The organism is Prevotella sp. HMSC073D09 (assembly GCF_001814145.1).
In the GTDB taxonomy this organism is placed as follows: domain Bacteria; phylum Bacteroidota; class Bacteroidia; order Bacteroidales; family Bacteroidaceae; genus Prevotella; species Prevotella conceptionensis.
Genome location: NZ_KV815049.1, coordinates 46914 through 68709 on the forward strand (window position 1 = coordinate 46914; position 21796 = coordinate 68709).

Annotated in this window: 16 protein-coding genes and 1 tRNA gene; 6 read left to right on the forward strand and 11 right to left on the reverse strand. The window is 47.0% G+C overall.

Going from position 1 to position 21796, the window contains the following annotated elements:
• Positions 1 to 44: 44 nt before the first annotated feature.
• The 4 genes from HMPREF2955_RS02390 to HMPREF2955_RS02405 form a co-directional block, all read right to left on the reverse strand.
• Positions 45 to 1304 carry a serpin family protein gene (locus HMPREF2955_RS02390; RefSeq protein WP_070720521.1) on the reverse strand — a complete coding sequence of 420 codons (1260 nt, stop codon included), beginning with the start codon at positions 1302 to 1304 and terminating at the stop codon, positions 45 to 47.
• A gap of 248 nt (positions 1305 to 1552) precedes the next feature.
• Positions 1553 to 2350, reverse strand: coding sequence for a CPBP family intramembrane glutamic endopeptidase (locus HMPREF2955_RS02395; RefSeq protein ID WP_070720523.1), 798 nt, complete (start codon positions 2348 to 2350; stop codon positions 1553 to 1555).
• A 109-nt stretch (positions 2351 to 2459) separates the two neighbouring features.
• Positions 2460 to 3374, reverse strand: a complete 915-nt coding sequence (locus HMPREF2955_RS02400) for a bifunctional riboflavin kinase/FAD synthetase (protein ID WP_070720526.1) — start codon at positions 3372 to 3374, stop codon at positions 2460 to 2462.
• 4 nt (positions 3375 to 3378) lie between these two features.
• Entirely contained in the window at positions 3379 to 6000 is a 2622-nt protein-coding gene (locus HMPREF2955_RS02405) for a calcium-translocating P-type ATPase, PMCA-type (RefSeq protein WP_070720621.1), read from the reverse strand.
• Positions 6001 to 6177: 177 nt separating this feature from the next.
• Between HMPREF2955_RS02405 and HMPREF2955_RS02410 the strand changes: the two genes are divergently transcribed.
• Positions 6178 to 6251, forward strand: a tRNA-Ile gene (locus tag HMPREF2955_RS02410).
• A gap of 2000 nt (positions 6252 to 8251) precedes the next feature.
• Here the strand turns inward: HMPREF2955_RS02410 and HMPREF2955_RS02415 are convergent.
• The 6 genes from HMPREF2955_RS02415 to HMPREF2955_RS02440 all read right to left on the reverse strand — a co-directional run bounded on the left by HMPREF2955_RS02415 (position 8252) and on the right by HMPREF2955_RS02440 (position 13771).
• Positions 8252 to 8818 carry a DUF3267 domain-containing protein gene (locus tag HMPREF2955_RS02415; RefSeq protein WP_070720528.1) on the reverse strand — a complete coding sequence of 189 codons (567 nt, stop codon included), beginning with the start codon at positions 8816 to 8818 and terminating at the stop codon, positions 8252 to 8254.
• A 293-nt stretch (positions 8819 to 9111) separates the two neighbouring features.
• Positions 9112 to 9594 carry a pyruvate ferredoxin oxidoreductase gene (locus HMPREF2955_RS02420; protein WP_070720530.1) on the reverse strand — a complete coding sequence of 161 codons (483 nt, stop codon included), beginning with the start codon at positions 9592 to 9594 and terminating at the stop codon, positions 9112 to 9114.
• Positions 9584 to 10096, reverse strand: coding sequence for an RNA polymerase sigma factor (locus HMPREF2955_RS02425; protein ID WP_070720624.1), 513 nt, complete (start codon positions 10094 to 10096; stop codon positions 9584 to 9586). The genes HMPREF2955_RS02420 and HMPREF2955_RS02425 overlap by 11 nt, the downstream gene beginning before the upstream one ends.
• A gap of 297 nt (positions 10097 to 10393) precedes the next feature.
• Positions 10394 to 10858 (reverse strand): MaoC family dehydratase, encoded by a 465-nt coding sequence (locus HMPREF2955_RS02430; RefSeq protein WP_019187664.1) that lies wholly within the window; start codon positions 10856 to 10858, stop codon positions 10394 to 10396.
• A 95-nt stretch (positions 10859 to 10953) separates the two neighbouring features.
• The gene (locus HMPREF2955_RS02435) at positions 10954 to 12960 is read right to left on the reverse strand and encodes a hypothetical protein (protein WP_070720533.1); all 2007 of its coding nucleotides are present in this window, start codon (positions 12958 to 12960) and stop codon (positions 10954 to 10956) included.
• Between the two features lie 76 nt (positions 12961 to 13036).
• On the reverse strand, positions 13037 to 13771 hold the full coding sequence (locus tag HMPREF2955_RS02440) for a hypothetical protein (protein ID WP_019187665.1): 735 nt from the start codon (positions 13769 to 13771) through the stop codon (positions 13037 to 13039).
• A 493-nt stretch (positions 13772 to 14264) separates the two neighbouring features.
• On the opposite strand from HMPREF2955_RS02440, the gene HMPREF2955_RS02445 reads away from it, so the two are divergent.
• The 4 genes from HMPREF2955_RS02445 to xpt all read left to right on the forward strand — a co-directional run bounded on the left by HMPREF2955_RS02445 (position 14265) and on the right by xpt (position 18389).
• Complete coding sequence (locus tag HMPREF2955_RS02445) at positions 14265 to 15548, forward strand: histidine-type phosphatase (protein WP_070720535.1); 1284 nt, start codon at positions 14265 to 14267, stop codon at positions 15546 to 15548.
• Positions 15549 to 15977: a Fur family transcriptional regulator gene (locus tag HMPREF2955_RS02450; RefSeq protein ID WP_070720538.1), complete on the forward strand. Its 429-nt coding sequence runs from the start codon at positions 15549 to 15551 to the stop codon at positions 15975 to 15977.
• A gap of 335 nt (positions 15978 to 16312) precedes the next feature.
• A complete protein-coding gene (locus tag HMPREF2955_RS02455; RefSeq protein WP_070720541.1) occupies positions 16313 to 17635 on the forward strand; it encodes a nucleobase:cation symporter-2 family protein in 1323 nt (440 codons plus the stop codon).
• A 184-nt stretch (positions 17636 to 17819) separates the two neighbouring features.
• Positions 17820 to 18389, forward strand: coding sequence for a xanthine phosphoribosyltransferase (gene xpt, locus HMPREF2955_RS02460; RefSeq protein WP_070720545.1), 570 nt, complete (start codon positions 17820 to 17822; stop codon positions 18387 to 18389).
• A 328-nt stretch (positions 18390 to 18717) separates the two neighbouring features.
• On the opposite strand, the gene upp is transcribed toward xpt, so the two are convergent.
• Positions 18718 to 19377, reverse strand: a complete 660-nt coding sequence (gene upp / locus HMPREF2955_RS02465) for a uracil phosphoribosyltransferase (RefSeq protein WP_044078296.1) — start codon at positions 19375 to 19377, stop codon at positions 18718 to 18720.
• 272 nt (positions 19378 to 19649) lie between these two features.
• Here upp and pckA point away from each other — a divergent pair, with 272 nt between their 5' ends.
• Complete coding sequence (gene pckA, locus HMPREF2955_RS02470) at positions 19650 to 21263, forward strand: phosphoenolpyruvate carboxykinase (ATP) (protein ID WP_070720548.1); 1614 nt, start codon at positions 19650 to 19652, stop codon at positions 21261 to 21263.
• Positions 21264 to 21796 lie beyond the last annotated feature (533 nt).

Consider the following 21796-nt stretch of genomic DNA (forward strand, 5'->3'; position numbering starts at 1 on the left):
ATTGCAAAGGAAGCGACGAAGGGTCGCACACGCCACCATTTATCTCAACGTTTGCCACCACAATATTGCCCGATGAAACAGACATTGCCAAAGCCATCGGAGATATAATAAAGGAAAGGGCGATTGCCGGTGAAGTGAAGTTCGCGTGGCTGAACTAGTTCTCTTAGCGCGGCATACTCAACGGCGGTAGACGATATGGCAGTTGTTCCACATTCGTCTAGGCTAAATTGGGTTTGTTGCACGATGTCGTTTACCCGCAAAGCCTCTGAACTCATTTTGCTTAAATCTGCTGTTTGCGAGAATGCTTGCTTGATGCCAATTTGCGCAAGCAAGGCTTTAAGGGCAATAGAAGTGTTTAAGCGCATGCGTGGAATACGTACATAAACATCATCGAATGTCACTAAACTATTGTTTATCTGCTGTAACATGCGAGCATCTAGCTGTTTTACCAAACTCATTAAAGGTCGTCCCTTAATGGGGAGCAACAACGTAATGTAGAATTGTCCTTTGTAAGGCATGCGTAAGGCGGTGAAACGTTCATCGTACCTCCCTTTAAACGTTTTGTCATCAAGATGCCTATACATCATCCACACACTGTCTATGCGCCCATTTTCGCCATAAAAGGGGGCTTTACAGGTAGATTCCTCATCAAATTTTTGTGCCCATCCGCCTCGAAACACAATGGTGTTGACAAGGCAAGCCTGCGCATCGGCCGATAGTTTCAAGGGCAATTGCTTTGCCATTCCTTCTGTTTGTTCGGTTATCCATTGGTTAGCCTGCTGTTGAAGTTGATTTACAGAAGTCGCCGAGATGGCATCCGCGAAATAATTGTTTGCCAAGACTTCTTTGAACGACCCCTTAACAACATCTTCCCCAATGGCAGCAAGTAGGTTGGCCGTATGCATATAGTCATCGGTTTGTTCGTCATTTATACGATATTGTTTGCGTTGTGCCACAAGAAAGGTTCGGCAAAGTTCATTGACATGTTGCAAATCGCCTTCCCCATAGCCCAAGGCCTTACAAATTTCTGTTAGCGTTTCGCCATCGGTTCCGTTGTTTAGCATGTTCAAACTGTAAACAACGCCCATTGGCGAAATAACCATACTACTATCGGGATGGGCCTGCGCCATGACCTGGAAGAGACGAATACCAAATTCATTGCTGCCATCTACCAGTTTTCTTTGGCTCTCATCTAGAAAGAAACTCACTTCCGTTTTCTCCGCAACGTCTTTCAAACGCTCGCGACGAGGTGCTGCACAGGCCACGCATAGTGCCAGTAGGCATGTGAATAAGGTTGTTTTCATGATGATATGTCATTTAAGTTGTTAGCTATTTAGGATTAAAGGCAGTGCGGACTTTTAAGGTTGACCGCTTTGGGGAGAAGCTTTTTCTGCTTTCGCCAAGCGCATAGCTGACAATTGCACTTGGCGAAAGGCGAGGTTTGTAAAGGGTCATTGGCGGCTTGGCGCGGTGACTAAACATGCGGTGGGGCGTTGTTTAAGGGACACGACAAGCGGAGTATGCCCTTCGTTTTAGGCCTGTCCGATGGCGTTTAGCCACCCGCAGTCATCCGTTTGTTAAGTTGGAACAGCGACGGCAGCAGCACAAGGAGCGAGCAGAACAAGCCCATGTACATCAGTTTGTTGTCGCCGTGAAACAAGTCGATAAGCTGTCCGTCGTTCATTTCTGGCATCAGCTTGTACATAGTGTAGGCCACCGTGTTGTTAACCCAATGCAAGGCCACCCCAAGCACGATACTGTGGGTGCGACAGTAGAGCCACCCCAATAGCAAGCCCATAACAAAGGCGTTGGCAAACTGGGCCACATTGCCGTGCACGGCACCGAAAAGAAGGGCCGAAACAACGATGGGTATCCAAGGCAAACGATAGTTGAAGTAAGCCATCAGACTGCGCAAGATGGCTCCGCGAAACACCAACTCTTCGGCCACAGGGGCTAAAATGCCCAATGCGAGATAGCCCCAACTGCTGCCCATGATGCTTTCGAAAAGATGTTTAACGTCTTCGCTCATGGTGATATTCAGCTGTTCGTAAATCCATTGCAGGGGAAGGATGGCGCCCAAACCCGCAAGGATGGCCCAAACTAACGCGCCCCACGGCTTTTGTTGAAGGTAATTGCGCGATATGGGCGCCCACTTGCACCACACAAAGAGGGCGATAAGGATGACACTGCTCACTACACTGCTCAGCGTTAGGGCTTTGGCACTGGCTGATGGCGGGTATTTTATCGAGTCGTCGAGGTAGAGTGCCACGAGCGAAACCACAAACTGCACGGCGATGAATGCCACAAGGTAGCCTAGCACGTTGAGAATAAGCCTGTTGTTCTTTTCCATATATTGTGTTTGTTTTAATTTATCAATATTTGTTTATCAGCCGTTTAAATGGCATAAAAGCCTCATCCTTGCCTTGTTTCCTTTTGACAAGGGGCAGACGTAAAGCCCATCACACGTTTTGAACGAGCCTTCTTGCCACCTCTTCATCTTCTCTCATCTTCGCTTTCAGCTGGTCTATCGTGTCGAATTTCACTTCGGCACGAATGCGATCCACGAATGCGATGCGCATGTTTTGGCCGTAGATGTCGGCCGAGAAGTCGAGGATGTTGGTTTCGATGGTTACGCCCTTGCCGTTGAAGGTGGGGCGATTGCCGATATTGGTCATGCCCATCAGTGGGCGTTCGTAGCCTTCAACCTCCACCCATGTGGCGTAAACGCCGTTTTGAGGGAGCAGTTTTTGAGGGCTTTCTAGTAGGAGGTTGGCCGTGGGAAAGCCCATTTTGCGCCCTTCTTGAAAGCCTGGCACCACCTTTCCACCTAGCGAATAGGCATAGCCCAACAGCACATTGGCCTGCCTTACACGCCCTTCGAGCAGATGATTACGTATGGCCGACGAGCTGACATGCACCCCATCGGGTTCAAATTGCGGTGCCTCTACCACCCGGATACCCAGCATTTCACCATATCGACAATAGTCTTCGAAACCTTCTTCGCGGTTATGGCCAAACTTATTGTCGTAGCCGATAACCAGTTGGCCCACGTTGAGCCGTTCTTTCAGCACCCGCTGCATAAACTCGCGCGCCGTAAGTGCGGCCATGTTCTGGTCGAAATTCAGCACCATCACATGGTCGATGCCTGTTTCGCGCAGCAGTTTCTGTTTCTCTTCGGGCGTTGAAAGCAGCTTAGGAACAAACGATGTTTGCACCACTTGGCGCGGATGTGTGCCAAAGGTAACAACCATCGAGGGCATGCCCAGCCCCTGAGCCAACTGCCGAACATGGCTTATCAGGTAGCGATGGCCTAGATGCACGCCATCGAAAAAGCCGATGGTGGCCACGCAAGGAGGGGTGTTGTATGTGTGCATGGCGTTAGGCGGGGTTGGTTGATGGGGCTTTGGGTTTCAGTCTGCGCCACACTTCGCCCACCCACATCACGACAGACGTTGCGCCGATGATAGCCGCCCACTCTGTGAACGACAGCGGAACGGTACGGAACATGCGACCGCCGAAGGTTACAATGAGCCATTGTCCGGCCAAGATGAGCAGCAGAACGAGCAGCAATCCGCGGTCGGCATAAAGACGACGGAAGGTGCTATGGTGCGAATTGAGCACCTTAGCGTTGAACAAGTTCCAGAATTGCAGCATCACAAACGCCGTGAAGAAGATGGTTAGCTGGTGCGTATCAAGCTGCCCGCCGCTTTCGTTGCGGAAGTAAACCAGCAGGGCAAAAAGCATGGCGAAGAACAACAAGCTGCAGAAAATGATGCCACGGGCCATTGACGATGAAATGATGGGTGCGGTTTGCTTGCGCGGACGCTCGCTCATCACTTCGCGCGTGGGCGGCAACGAGGCTAAAGCCATAGCCGCAAAGGTGTCCATAATAAGGTTTACCCAAAGTATCTGCGTAACGGTTAACGGCATTTGGGTGCCGATAATGGCGCCGCCCAGCACCAAAAGCAGGGCGGTGAGGTTTACCACTAGCTGGAAAAAGAGGAAACGGCGTATGTTGTTGTACAGCGAACGACCCCACATCACGGCGCGTTCGATGGAGCGGAAGGAGTCGTCGAGCAGGGTCATGTCCGACGCCTCTTTGGCTACGTTGGTGCCACTGCCTAGCGAAAGCCCCACGTGGGCGTGGTTCAGTGCAGGGGCGTCGTTGGTTCCGTCGCCCGTAACGGCCACCACCTCGCCACGTTGTTGCAGCAGGTTAACCAGTCGTTGCTTGTCGGTGGGCCGCGCACGCGACATCACCCGCAGCACTTTCACCCGTTCGTAGGCGGCCTCATCGCTCAATGCGGCAAAGTCGGGACCAGTTATTTGCGCCTCGATGGGCGTATCTTTGTGCCATATTCCTATCTGTCGGGCAATCTCGATGGCCGTTGCAGCGGTGTCGCCGGTAACCACTTTCACCTCGATGCCTGCGTCAAGGCATTCTTTTACGGCTGCGGGCACATCCTGACGGATAGGGTCGCTGATGGCAGCCACGCCTTGAAGGGTAAGCCCCTGCATGAGATTGGCATCGGCAAAATTTACTTCCACCTCGCCGGGCAATGGCTTATAGGCGAAGGCCAAGGTGCGCATGGCCTTGCTTTGGTAACCTCTCAGCAAGTGGGCAGTGGCGTTTCGCTCCTCGTCTGTTAGCGAACAAAGGCCCATGATGGTTTCGGGTGCGCCTTTTACAAAGAGCAATCGCCGACCGTTTAGGCTGGCAATGGTGGCCATATACTTGCGTTCGGTGGAAAAAGGCAGTTGGTTTTCTACCTTGCCAGCGGCGCGCAGTTCACGATAATTGTGGCCATTGGATGCCAACCACAGCAGCAGGGCAATCTCGGTTGGGTTTCCTATGCCCGATGTAACGTTGTCTTTGGTTTCCAGATGGGCCGTAGTGTTCAGCGCAATGGCATCTGCGAGTGGCGTATCGGGTGCGAGGATGCGCATCTCTGCCACTTGCATCTTGTTCTCGGTAAGCGTTCCTGTCTTGTCGGTACATATCACCGTAACGGCCCCCATCGTTTCGCAAGCGTGCAACTTGCGTACAAGGTTGTTGCTTTTAAGCATTCGGCGCATGTTCAATGCAAGGCTCAACGTTACGGCCATCGGCAATCCTTCGGGCACGGTCATCACCAACAGCGTTACGGCCATCATGAAATAGCGCAGCACAACCTCGGCCATGCGCATGTAGTCTTGGCCTTGCCAAAGGGGGTTGGTAAACACATCGTGGGCCAGGAACACGGCAAAAGCGGTGACAGCCACGGCAGAACCCACCTTACTGATAAGCTTGGCCAAGTGGTCGAGCTGCTGATTGAGGGGCGTTTTCACGGCCGTCAGTTCGGTGGCCTTACGTGCCACCTTGCCAATCTCCGTGCCATCGCCTATGGCTGTTACCCTTGCAAGCCCGCTACCATTCATCACCATCGTAGAGCGTAGCACCACATTAGTGGGGTAAGTGGCCTCTTCTTCGGCCACGTCGGGTGTTGCGTGCTTGTTGATGATGGGCTCGCCGGTGAGCGAAGACTCGTCAATCTGCAAGTCAGACGATTGCAGCAACAGTCCGTCGGCAGGTATTTCGTCGCCCACTTCAATCACCATCAGGTCGCCAGGCACCACGTCTTTGCGCGCCACGGTGGTGGTTTGTCCGTTTCGGCGCACCTTTACGGGCTGCTCTTCGCCCAAGGTTGTGAGCACGTCGAACTTCTTTGCGGCATCTCTTTCAAAGTAAAAGCCGATGGTGGTGGCTAGGATGATGGCCAAGAATATGCCTATGGTTTCGAGGAACTCGCCGTTGATGAACGAGAAAACGAGCGAAACGGCAACGGCCACAAGCAGGATTTGGATGATGGGGTCGCGATACTTGTCTATGTAAAGTGCCCAAAGCGATGCTCGTTTCGGGGGTGTTAGCACGTTGTACCCATGTTGCTCACGGCTTTTGGCAACCTGCTCGTCGGTGAGTCCTTTGTTGTCGAACTTTTCTGATGTGGTTTCTATACTCATTGATACGTCTATATAGTTGTGTATGGGGCACATTTCCCCAAGTATGCAAAGTTACACAAAAGTGTTTGAACTTGATGTTGCCCATCTCTTTTTTACTTCTTTTTTTCTTAATTGTTTGGATATTTGGTGTAAAACAACTACCTTTGCACTTGCAAACATACCCCATGCGGGTGGTTCGGGCTTTTAGCTCAGTTGGTTAGAGCAACAGACTCATAATCTGGAGGTCCTAGGTTCAAGCCCTAGATGGCCCACGAAGAACTCATAAATTAAAGTTGAAGATTTACATTAAATGGAAGAGGAACTGCCGTGAGGCAGCTCCTCTTTTTCGTTGTGGGGCCGGGAAAACAAGTATGAGCGGGCAAAGTGGGCTACGATTATGTACCTTTGAGAGGCGGCATAAGGTTAGACGAGGAGCAATGTTAGAAACCGTAACAAGTGCATTAAACCGTAATCGGTCTGACGAACTGATTACGGTCTAAATTTCAAATCATTGAGAGGAGTTGATTATCTTTGTGTAGTAAAACCAAGATAAACGCCCCATTCACGTACAATATACCGAACTAAGATACAATAAAAACAGCAATTCCGCCCCATCCATCTGTGGCAAAACGTGGTTATGCCTTGAAAAAGGAATGAACTGATAAACTTGTTAAAAAGGGATGACGGAGTTAAAGAGTTAAGCCAAATGACTTGTACGGAGTGGACGACAATCCCTGTCAACTCGCAAACGCACAAACTTCCCCAACTCGCAAACTCGCAAACTCCTAAACTCACGAACCAACACGCTCGTCAACTTGAATTCTTACCAACTTGTTAACTTGAATTCTTGCCAACTCGTTAACCTATCAACTCGTTAACTCGTCAACTTGAGTCCATGTCAACTCGTTAACTTGTCAACTTGTTAGCCTATAACCATGTCAACTTTTCAGCATAATTTTTAACACAAAAAGTGCCATTTTTGCGCACCAATGGTCCACCCTGCCGCAAAAAATCGATTCTCGCGAAGGTTAGTTTTGCTAAGAGGGGTTAACCTGTGAATGCGACAAAATGAATTTTTATTTAAAGAAACCATCATTTGCACCAGTTTTTGGGCTATTTGCTGCTAAATGCAGTGCAATATACCGCTAAACGCAGTGCGTTTTGGTGCAAAATGCAAGGTAAAATGGTGCAAAATGCAGGGTGTTTTGCTGTAAAATGCAGGGTAAAATGCTGCTAAATACAAGCAGAAAAGTATAAACATCCACTGTAAAAGTATAAATATAACCTTTTAGAGCCATTACAAACATGACTAAAAAGGGCAAAATGATCATTAAAAAGGGGTGTTTTGGGGGCTAAAAGCGAGTTTTTGGACTTGGAAAATGATGGACTTGCGACCAAACTAGAAAGGCAAAATGGTGCAAAATGCAGGTCCTGTTCTTAAAAACAGACAGAACAAGAGGATGGGAAGGATGGAAATAGTGGCAATTTACCTACTTTTTGGCCTATATTTCCGCTAGAACGGAGTAAAATTTGGAGTGACATTGTAAAACAAAAAGCAACAATTTAAGTTTTTGAGTTGGGGAGTTGGTGAGGTTGTTGGTTTGTAAGTTGATGAGTTTGCAAGTTTTTGGATTGATAAGTTGATAAGGTTGTGAGTTTGCGAGTTTGTAAGTTGAGGAGTTAGTAAGTTTTTAGTTGATAAGTTTCTGAGGGTGTGAATTGGCGAATATATAAGTTAAGGGGTTGGTAAATTGATGGGGTGATGTACTCGGAAGTTGTCGGGTGTTCGTGAGTTTATCAGCCAGCAAGTTGATTTGTGCTGTACTTCGTATGCGAGCGGAGTGTTTATCCTGTGTTGGCATCACAAAGAAAACAAAACCCTCTCAATTTATAGAAACATTAAAAGCCAAGACGGATTCATGGTTTGAATAACGTTTGTATAGCCGTTGAATGGCCTTTTACGCTCCCCCATTGTTTGTCGTTTCAAAACAATTTCCATATAAGCCGAGCCGAAAAATTGGCTGTTAGTTTCTATTTCAGCACTAAACAAGCGTCATCTTTCGTGAAATAATATTGCTAAGCAGCCTTTATCTTAGCATTATTTGTTACTTTTGCAGCTATAAGGTGGGTTGAAGTATAACATTAGCTATTCAGAAGTAGCCCATATAATCTCCTTCTGAACGCACGCTCTATCACATGAATATTATGAACAGATATTAGGCCTGTAAACAGATTAGTCAATCTGTTTACAGGCCTTAAACTATTATCTTATTCAATAATCCTCCTCCAAAATCATGCAGCCTGCTTCTTTTGGATGATCCAACACCATGTTCGCGGCGGGTTCTTTACGTATTTTCCACACAATCAGGATGTCACCCGCGGCAGCAGAAACGAATAAGACACCCCATCCAAGCAACAAGATACTTTTAAAAGGATAAGCTAATACCAAGGGGATGATGCCTAGAAGCACGAGAGGCATTAAGGCACCGATGCAATATTGGCGAACCGTTAAGGGCTCGGAGCAATGGCAATAGGGGGTGAGCATCTCCCAAAATACACCGAACCGAATGCTCTTAAATCCCTTTTTGGCAAAATATGCCCACGTTAGGCCGTGTATCAGCTCGTGCACTACTATGCCTGCCATAAGTGCAACGAACACGCTCAAGAACGTTAAAAGGGAGTTGTGCATGGAAAGAAACTGTATGTAGAAGTCTTCAAATGTAGGAAAACCCCACACAAAATACCAGACAGACGAGCTTAACAGCAATACGGCAAAACAGAAGATTGCCGCAAAGATGTTGGCCCAAACGAGGCTTATAGTCATTTTCCGTTGTTTCATATTGTTCTGTTAATGGGGAATTAAAATGGTATTGTGTTGACTGTATGCCAATAAGCTAAATGCAAAAGTAACGAATATCTTTGTAAAAAGCGTGGCTATACATGCCTAAGCTTCTCACTTTTTCTCAATACGCCACCTTTGATCACCCACAAAAAGTAAAGGCCGCAGCACCTTTTGGGTATCTGCGGCCGTTGACCTTACGTTAGTATAATGAAAAATTTGAGAGAAAGAAGCTTCACAGCTTCGATGTTGTTTTACTAAACATTGTTATTGAGAAAGCATAGAAAAATTTCTTATTTAATGATGTTGAGCGAGGCGGCGGGTTCGCCCGACTTCTTCAAGGTGTCGATAACGGCCGAGTCGCCCAGGGCAACAGACGCCCCTTTCTCCACCTTATTATATCCTGCCATGCCAACGGGCGAAGTGGGTTTCGTTTGGAAAGACTCTTGCGCGGCATTGCCCAACGTGAGGAAGATGGCCACAACAGCGGCAGCTTTGAACAGCGGCATAAGGCGTTGGGTAAGCGTAATGGTACGCGCCTTCACCTTAACAGGCTCTTCCTCGTGGATTATGGCCAACAGCTTGCTGTCGAAATCGGCACCCAGATGTTTCGCCTTGCCCTCCATTTGCTGGTAGGCGAAGAGCGGTTGGTATTGGCGCAACTCCGCAGGAACGTCTTTCTGACTGAAAAACGCACGCAGGATACCTTCTTCTTCTAATGAAGTTTCGCAGTTCCAATAGCGTTCCAATAGCTGGTTGATATATTTATAATCCATAATCATCTGCATTTTTGAACTTTTGTTTTATCGCTTGCCTTGCCCTGAAGATGTTTATCTTAACCTGTTCTTCGGTCACTTCCATTATCTGGGCAATCTCGCGATAGCTTTTCCCTTCGAACTCTCGGAGCTGCATGCTCGTCTTTTGTTTCTCGGGTAAGGCATTGATGATGTCTCTTACAAGCTTTACGCGGTCGTTATGCAACATTTCCTCGTAAGGATTTGCCGTTAGGTCGGGCCTGTCGGCATGTGCATCTTCAATCGAGGGGTTGTTATGTCCTTTCCGTTTGATGCTGTCTAGTGCCAGATTTCTGCAAACCGTCAGGCTGAATGCCTCGATAGAGTCTAGTTCGTCCCAGCGTTCCCGTCGGTTCCAAACCTTGATGAGCGTGTCTTGCACAATGTCTTCGGCATCGCGAGCATTAAGCGTAATGCGCAACGCCAACCTGTATAGTTTGTCCTTTAAGGGCAGAATGTCATTGCGAAAGCTTATTTTGTTCATCTCTGTCTCTGTAATAAATGACGATTGGGCGCAAAGGATGTTACGAACGTTAGCATATTTTAACCAAAAGAAGAGGTTGTTTGTTGTGCCGCCAGCCACCAACTCGCCGCATATCAACAACAGACACACACGGCATAAGCAGCCTGGAACAACAGCACAAGGTTGATGGAGCTGCACTGCCAGCCGTTTGGAACCATGCCCCAAGAAAACTAGTAGTGTAGCGATACAATAGAAAGCCCATCCCGAAAGCCAACAAACAGCATTTTTGTTGGGTACGGAATGGGCTGTGATAAGGTTCTATTCGAAATAATACAAGAAGGTGGCGATGCCTTCGAGTGCAGGCTTGCGTTGTCCTTCTATTTCAATCTTAAACTCGATTTCGGTTTTGCAGATGCCGCGAATGTTGCTGATGGCATGCAGTTTAGTGGCCAGTCGCACACGACTTCCCGTCACCACGGCCTGTCCAAAGCGCATCTTGTCCATGCCATAGTTCACCAACATCTTGATATTGTTCACCTCAATAATCTGTTCCCACAAGTGGGGCAGCAGCGAAAGTGTTAGGTATCCGTGTGCAATGGTGCTCTTAAACTGGCTTTCTTGCTTGGCGCGCTCCACGTCAACGTGTATCCATTGATGGTCTAGTGTGGCATCGGCAAAGAGGTTAATGCGCTCTTGGTCTATTTCCAGCCACGGCGAAACGCCCAGCTCTTCGCCCAAATGGGCGGCAAACTCTTCGTAAGAGTTAACAACTAATTTGCTCATTGTGATATGTTAATGATGATGTGATACTAATTTTTTGTGGCCGCTAAGCCGTAAACAACGGCGAAATTACGCAAAAGAATTGAGGAAAACAAATGTTATTTTATTTTGGGTGCCGTCGGAAGCCATTTTACCAAAAGCTTATAAGCCAAATGAAGGTCATCGTATATTTTTAGAAGTAGAATGATAAAGAGCCGCAAAAGCACAAGATAAGCTTCGGTATGTGCATTCACATCGCTTGGAGGAGGTGTATTACCATGTGCATACCTATTTCTATACTCATAGCCATTAGTGAACTCTACGTTATCTGTATAAAAGCTAAAATACTTCCGTTCTTCCCTACTTAATAGATGGTCATCAGTTATTAGCCATCCCTTCTTTATCATCTCATTGGCAGCAGCCATTCCCTGTTCATCAAGATGCCAATAAGAACAAGCACTATACTCCCAGATATGCTTGAGAACTTCTATTATAGAATGATTCACAAACACTAACGTTCCATCCTTTTCTACTTGGACAATGTCTAAGTCTATCAGAAAGTCTATTTTATATTTCTGGTGTTCCTCATAATTGTTATAATTCACCTTTTTATGCTCCATCAGATTCACAAAAGAACCAAGCGACTCATTCTTGTACGGCTCTACATAGTCAAGCAAAGAGCCTGAATCAAATAGATTATTCAATATGTTCCCAATATCCTTGCTATTATTATTTGCCTCACAATATTTGCTTACGAGAAGACTCTTTGCGTCCGTCATCTTCATTGGCCTCAACAATTCTAAATATTCAGGGTCAATCTCGTCCTCTTCTACAAAAGTATTAAACTGTCTTGCAACATTATCTAACTCTGGAAATATCATTCTACATTTTGTGAGCCAATCGTCATTGCTATTAGGAAGTTTTATTTCTATACTTGGATAGCCAACTTTGTTTTTAAGGGTTTCGCTATAAAATTTACATAGGCCGTTCTCAAGCAGCCGATCTTGGCGATTAAGGCTTTGACAAAAGCCATATAGCTGATAAAGTGCAATCATATTTTTGTGCCTAAAACTACTATAATCAGGGTATGCCGTACTACTTTTATCCATAAGTAGGTATTCTAAACCTCCCACCTCGCAATGTTTATTTATCAAATTCAACATAAAGTGCTCGTTCAACCAATCAAAACTGCGATAACAGTAAAAGAGAAGCTCTTCATCTTTATACTTGCTTATACCATTTATATTGTAAGTATACGTTAGCAGCCCATTTTCATTACTTGAAGTAAAAGGGGGAGCCTTTTCTTCGTTAATAAAAGCCATTCTGAATTCAAACGTTGCCATTGCAGTTTGCGGATTGTCCAACAGCTCCATATTCAGCCGTTTTTCTAGTCTCTTTGCAACCAATCGAGTTTTGGCAGATAAAACAAACTTACCATCTTGGTTTTTAGCTTGACAAATAAGCCGCACATAATTTAAATTTGGATCAGAACTAGCTAAATATATTTGTATTATTCTCTCACTGTCAGCTACTGATAAGTTTGAAGGCAAGTAGATTTCATTGTCAGAATGTCCTAATGGCCGTGACACATATTTATCAAGTAAAATGTGTGCAGTTTCTTCACTTTCCATCAAGACCTTCTTTATCTCATTCTTAAACTTGTCAACCAGCTCTTTGCATGATAGTACAGCACGTAAATCATTTGTATTTTCCTTGATTATGTCCGACAACGTTTCAGGCAGAATGATCTTGAAACATTTAAACTGCGAGACTATTTTCCAAAAATATTTTTTATATACCCCATCTAGCTTAGAGTAGGACTCTTTAATGCAACTAGGAACAAGCGAATTTATATATTTAGCAATGATTGCATTATATGAACTAGTTGCGGCTTTCAGTTCTTGGTATTTCTCATTCGTCCATGTTGTCAAGCGACAATCCCCTTCAAGTAATTTACGTATACTCCATAATTCGATTATATCAACAAGTTCCATGTGCATAGAACTTTGTGACAATTCAGTTATTCGTTCCTCTACTAATTTAAGATAATGACCAATGGAAAGATCGTTACTCGAAAAATAGTGCACTCTATTCATATACTTTTCTATAAATAAATTATTTGCCATGATAAAAATAAGCTAATGTTAGATTTTTGGGGACTACTACAAAAAGCGACGATGTCTGTATTAACATTTATCCACCCTATATGCGTTTCTGTATTTCTCCCAAAAGCGTTTTTGTTTTGTTGGGTTGCCTACTGCTTAGATAATACACCTCGTTGCTCTTCGTAACAATGCGAATAAAGCAAGTGTCTGAGTGTGTAAACAGCATGATGCGCAAATCGTCGTTCGTTACGAAGTTGCCCAGCCTTGTCTTTCGTGCCTCAAACCCGCTGGAACGGTGCTTTATCGCGGGCAAGCTGCTTTTCAAACTAAGTTGTTTGATGTCTTCGTACGGGATGTTTGTGCCATATAAGCCGTGGATTTCCAACTCTTTTGGGTTAAACGAGAGGTCTATGTCGCCACTGCCATGAAAGGAAACGGCCACGATAGCCACCAATTCGAGAAGAAAGACGACGGCAATGGTGACGATAAGCACTGTGCTTTTCTGCTGAGAACCGCCTTTACCCGATTTGCATTTCTTGCCGTATGCAAACAGCAAGCCCAGTGGAACGGGCAAAGAAACGAATAGCGTGTAAAGCAATAGGTTGTCGAAATAAATGGAAACACCACCGCCAATTAAGGTGATTACGTTGCCTGTGCTTATCCATCTACACAACAACGCACGCCACGCCTTACCTTCTTCAACCTCTTCCCCCGTCTTGTCAGAGTCAACTCCCACAATCTTATCCGTTCGTTTCCTTATTCGGTTTACGACAATAAGATTGACTGCCACAACAAGGAGCAATATCGTGATTAAGATGATACCATCATTCATGGGTTGTATATGTTAATTTTGTATGGTTATTATTCATGTCAAAGGTTGCCTTATTAATAAGGTGTGGCCTACGATATGGCCATGTCTGTGCTTTCGTTTTGCCCTAAGCCGCATCCAACTAAACGCACTTGCAAAACGTTGAACGGCTGGGCAAAGGTACGAATTATATTCTAAACCTAGACCAATGGTGATAATTTTACAAGTTGATCGATTAACAGGCTGATTTCAACTGCTAAACTTCTTGTCAACTTGTCAACTGCTAAACCTCTTGTCAACTCGTCTTCTCATCAACTTGTTAACTTATCTTCTGGTTCACTTGTCAACTTGTTAACCTGCCTTCTCGTTAACTTTTCAACCTCTCGCCACCCCGTCTTCTCGTCAACTTGTCAACTTGTTAACTCGTTAACCCTTCAACTGCTCAGCCTTAACTTCCCCATTGTCTTGGCCAAGTTCAAAAAATTAATTATCTTTGCACATTCATTATTATCGCCTTATGAGAAAAGCTACAATTCTATTTTACGCTTTGACCCTTAGCGTTGGTGCGTTTGCCCAACAGGCCAAAGAAGATTTCAAGAAAGACAGACTTATGTCTGCCGGTAATTACTGGGCCTACCCCGGTCCGCAAAAGGCACAGACGCCTGCGCCAAAAGGTTACAAGCCGTTTTACATCAGCCACTATGGCAGGCATGGGTCGCGCTATCTCATTGGCATGAAAGACTACGACACCGCTTACTTTTCTTTGGCTAAGGCCGACAGCTTAGGCAAGCTTACCCCGCTGGGAAAAGCAACAATGGGCAAACTAAAACTGATTCGCGAAGAGGCAATGGGGCGCGACGGCGAACTGACACAGCGCGGAGCAGAACAACATAAGGGCATCGCACGCCGCATGTTTAAGAATTTTCCTGAGGTTTTTGCAGGACGAACAACCATCGATGCCAAGAGTACTACCGTTATTCGCTGCATTTTATCCATGGAAAACGCCTTGCAACAACTTTTGCTGCTCAACCCACAGCTCACAATTAAGCATGATGCCAGCATGCACGACATGTATTATATGAACCAAACGGACGACAGCTTGCGTGCGAAAAAGATGCGCGGACGTGCAAAAGACGAGTGGACGGCGTTTGCGAAGAGACATGACATGCACGAAAGACTGATGAATTCGCTTTTCAACGACCCCCAATATTGGAAACAAAACCTTAACGGCACCGAGTTTAACCGAACGCTTATCAGGGTGGCCAACAACGTACAGAGCACAGAACTACGCCATAAGCTGCAACTGCTCGACCTCTTTACCGACGAAGAGCTGTACGACAACTGGCTGGTGGGCAATGCCCGTTGGTACATCGCCTATGGCCCTTCGCCATTGAACGGCGGCACGCAACCTTACAGTCAACGTAACCTATTGCGCAACATCATAACCCAAGCAGACAGCTGCATCGCGCTGCCTAACCCTGGCGCAACGCTGCGCTATGGGCACGACACCATGGTGATGCCTTTGGTTTGTTTGCTAGACTTAAACCAAAACGGACGCCAAATCGTCGACTTGGAAAAGCTTGCCGCCGAGAATTGGGTGGACTATAAAATCTTCCCTATGGCGTCTAACCTGCAATTTGTGTTCTATCGCAAGAACGCTGCCGACAAAGATGTGCTTTTCAAGGTGATGCTTAACGAGAACGAGGCCACACTTCCGCTGAAGGCTGTTAGCGGTTCGTATTATCGTTGGAAGGATTTCCGCGACTTTTATCTGAAAAAAATAGACGCTTACAAAGAATAAATGCAGGATGAAGCCTACTTTGTGGCGAAACTAACGCTACGCCACATCAAGCCAACGGCTACGCGACTGCTTATTGTTCGCGAGATGATGCGGGGCGACGAGACGGTCTCGTTGCCCGAACTTGAACGCCTATTGCCCACGATAGACAAGAGCACCATCTCGCGAACGCTCTCGCTTTTCCTGCTCCACAGGCTCATTCACGCCATTGACGACGGGTCGGGCGCACTGAAATACGCCATATGTGCAGACGATTGCGACTGCACTGTGCAAGATGAACACACGCACTTTTATTGCGAACATTGCCACCGCACGTTCTGCCTTAAACAATTGGCGGTGCCGGTGGTGCCGTTACCCGACGGCTTTCGGCTAAATAGTGTGAACTATGTTCTTAAAGGAGTATGCCCCGAATGCGAGAGAAAGGAGAGATAAGGAGTTAAGATGTAAAGGAGTTAAGGAGTTAAGCCAAATGCCTTGTTGCAGAGTTAAAAAGAACTCATAAATACTCACAAACTCACAAGCTCATAAAGCCATAAGCTCATAAAGTTACAAGCACATAAAGTCACAAGCTCAAAAGCTCATAAACTCAAAAGCTCATAAAGTTACAAGCTCACAAACTCACAAGCTCATAATCTCACAAACTCACAAACTCACAAACTCACAAACTCATAAAGTCACAAAGCATATCACTCCCCTCTCCCCTCGGAGAGGGGTTGGGGGGTGAGGCCGAGAGGCGTTGGGGCTGAGGATTTTATTCAAGATAACACATGGAACAAAAGACAACCAAAGCCGTTATTTACGGCGTTAACGACCGCCCACCCCTGCAAGAAACCCTTTTTGCGGCCGTTCAACACCTGCTCGCCATCTTCGTGGCCATCATTACGCCACCGCTAATCATCGCCAAAGCCTTGAAGATGGACCTCGCCACCACGGGTTTTCTCGTGTCGATGGCACTCTTCGTATCGGGTGTTGCCACCTTCATACAATGCCGCAAGTTCGGTCCAGTGGGCTGCGGACTACTTTGTGTGCAAGGCACCAGTTTCTCGTTTATTGGTCCCATCATCGCCATTGGTCAGGTAGGCGGGCTGCCATTGATATTCGGAGCCTGCATTGCTGCCGCTCCCGTAGAGATGGCCGTTAGCTATTCGTTTAAATATTTACGGCGAATTATAACGCCTTTGGTAAGCGGCATCGTGGTGATGCTCATCGGATTGAGCCTTGTTAAGGCAGGCGTGACGGCCTGTGGAGGGGGCGACCTTGCAGCGGCAGACTTTGGTTCGCCGCGCAATCTCATCGTTGCCGCCACGGTGTTAACCAGTGTTATCGCCTTGAATTGCAGCAACAACAAATACGTACGCATGAGCTCTATCATTCTAGGCGTAGTTGTTGGCTATGTGTTGGCACTCTGTATGGGCATGGTAGACTTTGCTAGTTTGAATGTAGGCGATGTAAAATCGTTCTATGTACCCGTTCCTTTTAAGCTAGGTATCGACTTTAACATCTCCTCCATCATTGCTGTTGCATTGGTTTATCTTGTTACGGCCATCGAAGCCACGGGCGATGTAACGGCCAATTCGATGGTTTCGGGCGAGCCCGTAGACGGCGAAGTGTACGTAAAGCGCGTTTCGGGAGGTGTGTTCGCCGATGGACTCAACTCGCTTTTGGCGGGCATTTTCTCTTCATTCCCCAACTCCATCTTCGCTCAAAACAACGGAATTATCCAGCTTACGGGCGTGGCAAGCCGCTATGTGGGCTACTTCATCGCTGCCATGTTGGTGGTTTTGGGTCTCTTCCCCATCGTGGGAATCGTGTTTTCGCTCATGCCCTCGCCCGTATTAGGCGGTGCCACGCTACTGATGTTCGGCACGGTGGCCGCCGCAGGCGTTCGCATCGTGTGCAGCGAAAAACTCGATCGCAAGGCCGTGTTGGTTATTGCGGCCAGCTTGGCATTGGGAATGGGCGTAGAACTAATACCCGACATACTGAAACAATTGCCCGAAGGGGTACGCACAATCTTCTCGTCGGGTATCACCACAGGCGGACTAACAGCTATCTTAGCTAACGCCCTGTTCAATAGAAAGCGAATTTAGTTGGTGAGTTTATGAGTTGATAAGTTGGTAAGTTTTCGCTTACCATCTGCTTATCAACTCAAAAGCTCATAAACCCAACAACTCAAAAACCCACCAATTCAAAAACTCATAAACTCGTTAACTTGTCAACTCACAAACTTGTTAACTCATCAACTTGTCAACTCCCAAACCCACCAACTCACAAATGGACAAATTAAAAACGCGCATTCTTCAAGACGGCAAATGCTACGAAGGCGGCATTTTAAAGGTAGACAGCTTTATCAATCACCAGATGGACCCTAATCTGATGATGGAAGTAGCGAAGGAATTCAGCCGCCATTTTGCCGATGCACACATCAACAAGATTGTCACCATCGAGGCTAGCGGCATCGCGCCCGCCATCCTTGTGGGCTACATCATGCAGTTGCCCGTGGTGTTCATCAAGAAAAAGCAGCCTAAAACGATGGACAACATGCTCACTTCGGTGGTGCATTCGTTCACGAAAGACCGCAGTTACACGGTGTGCATCTCGGCCGACTACCTCACCCCGCAAGACCATGTGCTGTTTATCGACGACTTCTTGGCCAACGGCAACGCCTCGATGGGCGTGATAGACCTCTGCAAACAGGCTGGCGCACGCCTCGAAGGCATGGGTTTCATCATCGAAAAAGCTTTCCAAAAGGGCGGCGATGCCCTGCGCCAACTAGGCATCCGCTATAAGGCATTGGCCACAGTAGAAAGCTTGGATAACTGCAAAATTAAGTTGAGAGATTAAGGTCAAGGCTAAGGATATTCGCCCTTCTGCCAGCACGAAATCGGAAAAGTCCTATTACGTCTGCCACGTCAAGGCCAGGGATGCTCGCTCTTCTGCCTACACAAAATCGGAAAAGCCCTATTACGTCTGCCATGTCAAGGCTAGGAATGTTCACCCTTCTGCCCACCTAACCAGCCCCAAAAACCTCTTAGAGACCGCCAAATAAGGCCTTACCACCCCATCAAAACGAGGGCCAGCCCAACTTTTCAAGCAAGTTAGGCTGGCCCTCGTATGCGTTTTATCGCTATTTAAGCTTTTGCGTTTTATCGCTATTTAAGTTTTATGGTGTCTACACCTTCTCGCCATAGCAAAGGTCGCCGGCATCGCCAAAGCCTGGCACAATGTACTTATGTTCGTTCAATCCGGGGTCGATGGCCGCGCACCAGATGGTGGTTTTGTCCTCGGGGAACGTCTTGCGGATGTGCTCAATGCCCTCGGGCGACGCGATAACGCAAGCCACATGGATGCGTTTGGGCGTGCCTTTGGTCAAGAAGGCCTTGTAGCCTAGTTCCATCGAACCACCCGTCGCCAACATCGGGTCGGCAATAATGAGGTTCTTGCCCTCAATGTTCGGCGTGGCCAGATACTCCACATGTATGCCCACCTTGGTGTGTTGCTCGTCAACATACTCGCGATAGGCCGACACAAAGGCATTGCCGGCGTGGTCGAAGATATTCAAAAACCCATTGTGAAAGGGCAATCCTGCGCGGAAGATAGTGGCCAGCACAATCTTATCCGTAGGCACTTGCACGCTCGACGTGCCCAAAGGTGTCGTGATGTTGCGCGCCTCATAGTCCAAAGTCTTGCTTATCTCGTACGCCTCCAACTCGCCAATGCGTTGAATGTTGTTGCGAAAAAGTAGCCGGTTCTTTTGGTAGTCCACGTCGCGCATTTCGGCTAAGTACTGGTTTACAATCGAGTTCTGTTCGCTAAAATTTACTATCTTCATTATCGTCAGAAATATAAGTATATGGGGTTGTTAAATGTTTCGGCTAATCTTTTGCCATGCAAAAGTATTAAATTCCCGCTTATTTTTGTAATGTGCAAATAGCAAAAGTGGCGGCACGCCCTTATTTTTGCTTTCTTTAACCTAAAAAGAAAGCCGTTCGCGCATTTTTTCTCTCGCAAGCTTGGTGGTTATTTATGATTTTGCTACCTTTGCGCTGCATACCAAAAGACATGTGCTTAGGATAAAATTTCACACTTAAACATATTTAAAAAATGGCAAAGTTTGACAAGTCAGTACTAGAAAAGTACGGAATTAAAGGTACAACAGAAGTTGTTTACAACCCTTCTTACGAAGTGTTGTTCGAAGAAGAGACCAAAGCCGGCCTCGAAGGATTTGAGAAAGGCCAAGTTACCGAGCTGGGTGCCGTTAACGTTAAGACGGGTATCTACACCGGCCGCTCGCCTAAGGACAAGTTCATCGTTGACGACGAGACTTCACACGACACCGTTTGGTGGACTTCCGACGAATATAAGAACGACAACCACCGCGCCAGCAAGGAAGCGTGGGCAGCCGTTAACAAGCTGGCTAAGGAAGAACTGTCTAACAAACGCCTTTTCGTGGTAGACGGTTTCTGCGGCGCCAACAAAGACACCCGCATGAAGATTCGCTTCATCGTGGAGGTTGCATGGCAAGCACACTTCGTTACCAACATGTTCATCAAGCCCGTAAACCAAGAAGAACTGGACCAAGAGCCCGACTTCATCGTTTACAACGCATCCAAAGCTAAGGTTGAAAACTACAAGGAACTGGGCCTGAACTCGGAAACGGCCGTTGTGTTCAACGTTACAACCAAAGAGCAAGTTATCCTTAACACCTGGTATGGTGGCGAAATGAAGAAGGGTATGTTCTCCATGATGAACTACTACCTGCCCCTCAAAGGCATAGCTGCCATGCACTGCTCGGCCAACACCGACCTCAACGGAGAGAACACCGCCATCTTCTTCGGCCTTTCTGGTACGGGTAAAACCACCCTTTCTACCGACCCGAAACGCTTGCTCATCGGCGACGACGAACACGGATGGGACGACAACGGCGTATTCAACTTCGAAGGCGGATGCTACGCTAAGGTTATCAACTTGGATAAGGAAAGCGAGCCCGACATCTACGGCGCTATCCGCCGCAACGCACTGCTCGAGAACGTAACGGTAGATGCCAATGGCAAGATAGACTTCACCGACGGCAGCACAACCGAGAACACCCGCGTGTCTTACCCCATCAACCACATCAAGAACATCGTTCGCCCCATCTCGGCTGGCCCCGCTGCTAAGCAAGTTATCTTCCTCAGCGCCGATGCCTTTGGTGTTCTGCCTCCCGTGTCCATCCTCTCGCCCGAACAAACCAAGTACTACTTCCTTTCGGGTTTCACCGCTAAGCTTGCCGGTACCGAACGCGGTATCACCGAGCCCACGCCCACATTCTCGGCTTGTTTCGGCCAGGCGTTCCTCGAACTCCACCCCACGAAGTATGCCGAAGAGTTGGTAAAGAAGATGACCAAGAACGGTGCTAAGGCTTACCTCGTTAACACCGGCTGGAACGGAACGGGCAAACGCATCTCTATTAAGGACACCCGCGGCATCATCGATGCCATCCTTTGCGGTGCCATCAACAACGTTCCCACCAAGAAGTTGCCTATCTTCGACTTCGAAATTCCTACCGTTCTCGAAGGCGTTGCTACCAACATCCTCGATCCTCGCGACACCTATGCCGACCCCGCTCAGTGGGACGAGAAGGCTAAGGATTTGGCTGGCCGTTTCATCAAGAACTTCCAGAAGTACGAAGGCAACGAGGCTGGTAAGGCGCTCGTAGCTGCTGGTCCAAAGTTGTAATTGGCTTTAAGCACATTGATTTTTTTCATAGATCATTTTTAAATTGTTGGCTCGCTCCTTCGTGGGGCGAGCTTTTTTGTGCCTTTTTGCAGCCCACAAAAGTGTCCGTACAGGGGGTTAAACAGTGGCTAAGCCCTTGTTAACCCCAATCGGCATAGGCGCAAATAGCCCATTGGGGTTAAACGCTTAAACCATGTCATGACACGGAACAACAGCTACAAGAATGTAAAATATTTGCACCATCTTTTAACATTATGAGTGCCCTCGCCGCAAAATATCCGAGCATGGGGCGAAATTCGGCGCGTATTTTTCAAGTTTATAACCATCTGATTTACTGATGTTTACGATAAATTAGGCATAAAATACGGCCTTTTTAGCATAAATTTGGGGTGCTGGGCACAACTAAATGCCCAACCAAAAGTCACCAACCCATTTTTCATCTCTAAGGGGCTATTTGCCCATAAATAGCCCTTTACACGCCGCTTTTTATGCCTATTTTCTGCGTTTTGGTGCTAAATGCAATGCGTTTTGGT

Coding starts and splice junctions, on each gene's coding strand:
- HMPREF2955_RS02430 (WP_019187664.1), bottom strand. CDS start 10,858: ATGAGCAAATTAGTTGTTAACTCTTACGAAGAGTTTGCCGCCCATTTG.
- HMPREF2955_RS02415 (WP_070720528.1), bottom strand. CDS start 8,818: ATGAAACAACGGAAAATGACTATAAGCCTCGTTTGGGCCAACATCTTT.
- HMPREF2955_RS02405 (WP_070720621.1), bottom strand. CDS start 6,000: ATGAGTATAGAAACCACATCAGAAAAGTTCGACAACAAAGGACTCACC.
- upp (WP_044078296.1), bottom strand. CDS start 19,377: ATGAAGATAGTAAATTTTAGCGAACAGAACTCGATTGTAAACCAGTAC.
- HMPREF2955_RS02395 (WP_070720523.1), bottom strand. CDS start 2,350: ATGGAAAAGAACAACAGGCTTATTCTCAACGTGCTAGGCTACCTTGTG.
- HMPREF2955_RS02450 (WP_070720538.1), top strand. CDS start 15,549: ATGCAGGATGAAGCCTACTTTGTGGCGAAACTAACGCTACGCCACATC.
- HMPREF2955_RS02435 (WP_070720533.1), bottom strand. CDS start 12,960: ATGGCAAATAATTTATTTATAGAAAAGTATATGAATAGAGTGCACTAT.
- HMPREF2955_RS02420 (WP_070720530.1), bottom strand. CDS start 9,594: ATGGATTATAAATATATCAACCAGCTATTGGAACGCTATTGGAACTGC.
- HMPREF2955_RS02400 (WP_070720526.1), bottom strand. CDS start 3,374: ATGCACACATACAACACCCCTCCTTGCGTGGCCACCATCGGCTTTTTC.
- HMPREF2955_RS02425 (WP_070720624.1), bottom strand. CDS start 10,096: ATGAACAAAATAAGCTTTCGCAATGACATTCTGCCCTTAAAGGACAAA.
- pckA (WP_070720548.1), top strand. CDS start 19,650: ATGGCAAAGTTTGACAAGTCAGTACTAGAAAAGTACGGAATTAAAGGT.
- HMPREF2955_RS02390 (WP_070720521.1), bottom strand. CDS start 1,304: ATGAAAACAACCTTATTCACATGCCTACTGGCACTATGCGTGGCCTGT.
- HMPREF2955_RS02455 (WP_070720541.1), top strand. CDS start 16,313: ATGGAACAAAAGACAACCAAAGCCGTTATTTACGGCGTTAACGACCGC.
- xpt (WP_070720545.1), top strand. CDS start 17,820: ATGGACAAATTAAAAACGCGCATTCTTCAAGACGGCAAATGCTACGAA.
- HMPREF2955_RS02440 (WP_019187665.1), bottom strand. CDS start 13,771: ATGAATGATGGTATCATCTTAATCACGATATTGCTCCTTGTTGTGGCA.
- HMPREF2955_RS02445 (WP_070720535.1), top strand. CDS start 14,265: ATGAGAAAAGCTACAATTCTATTTTACGCTTTGACCCTTAGCGTTGGT.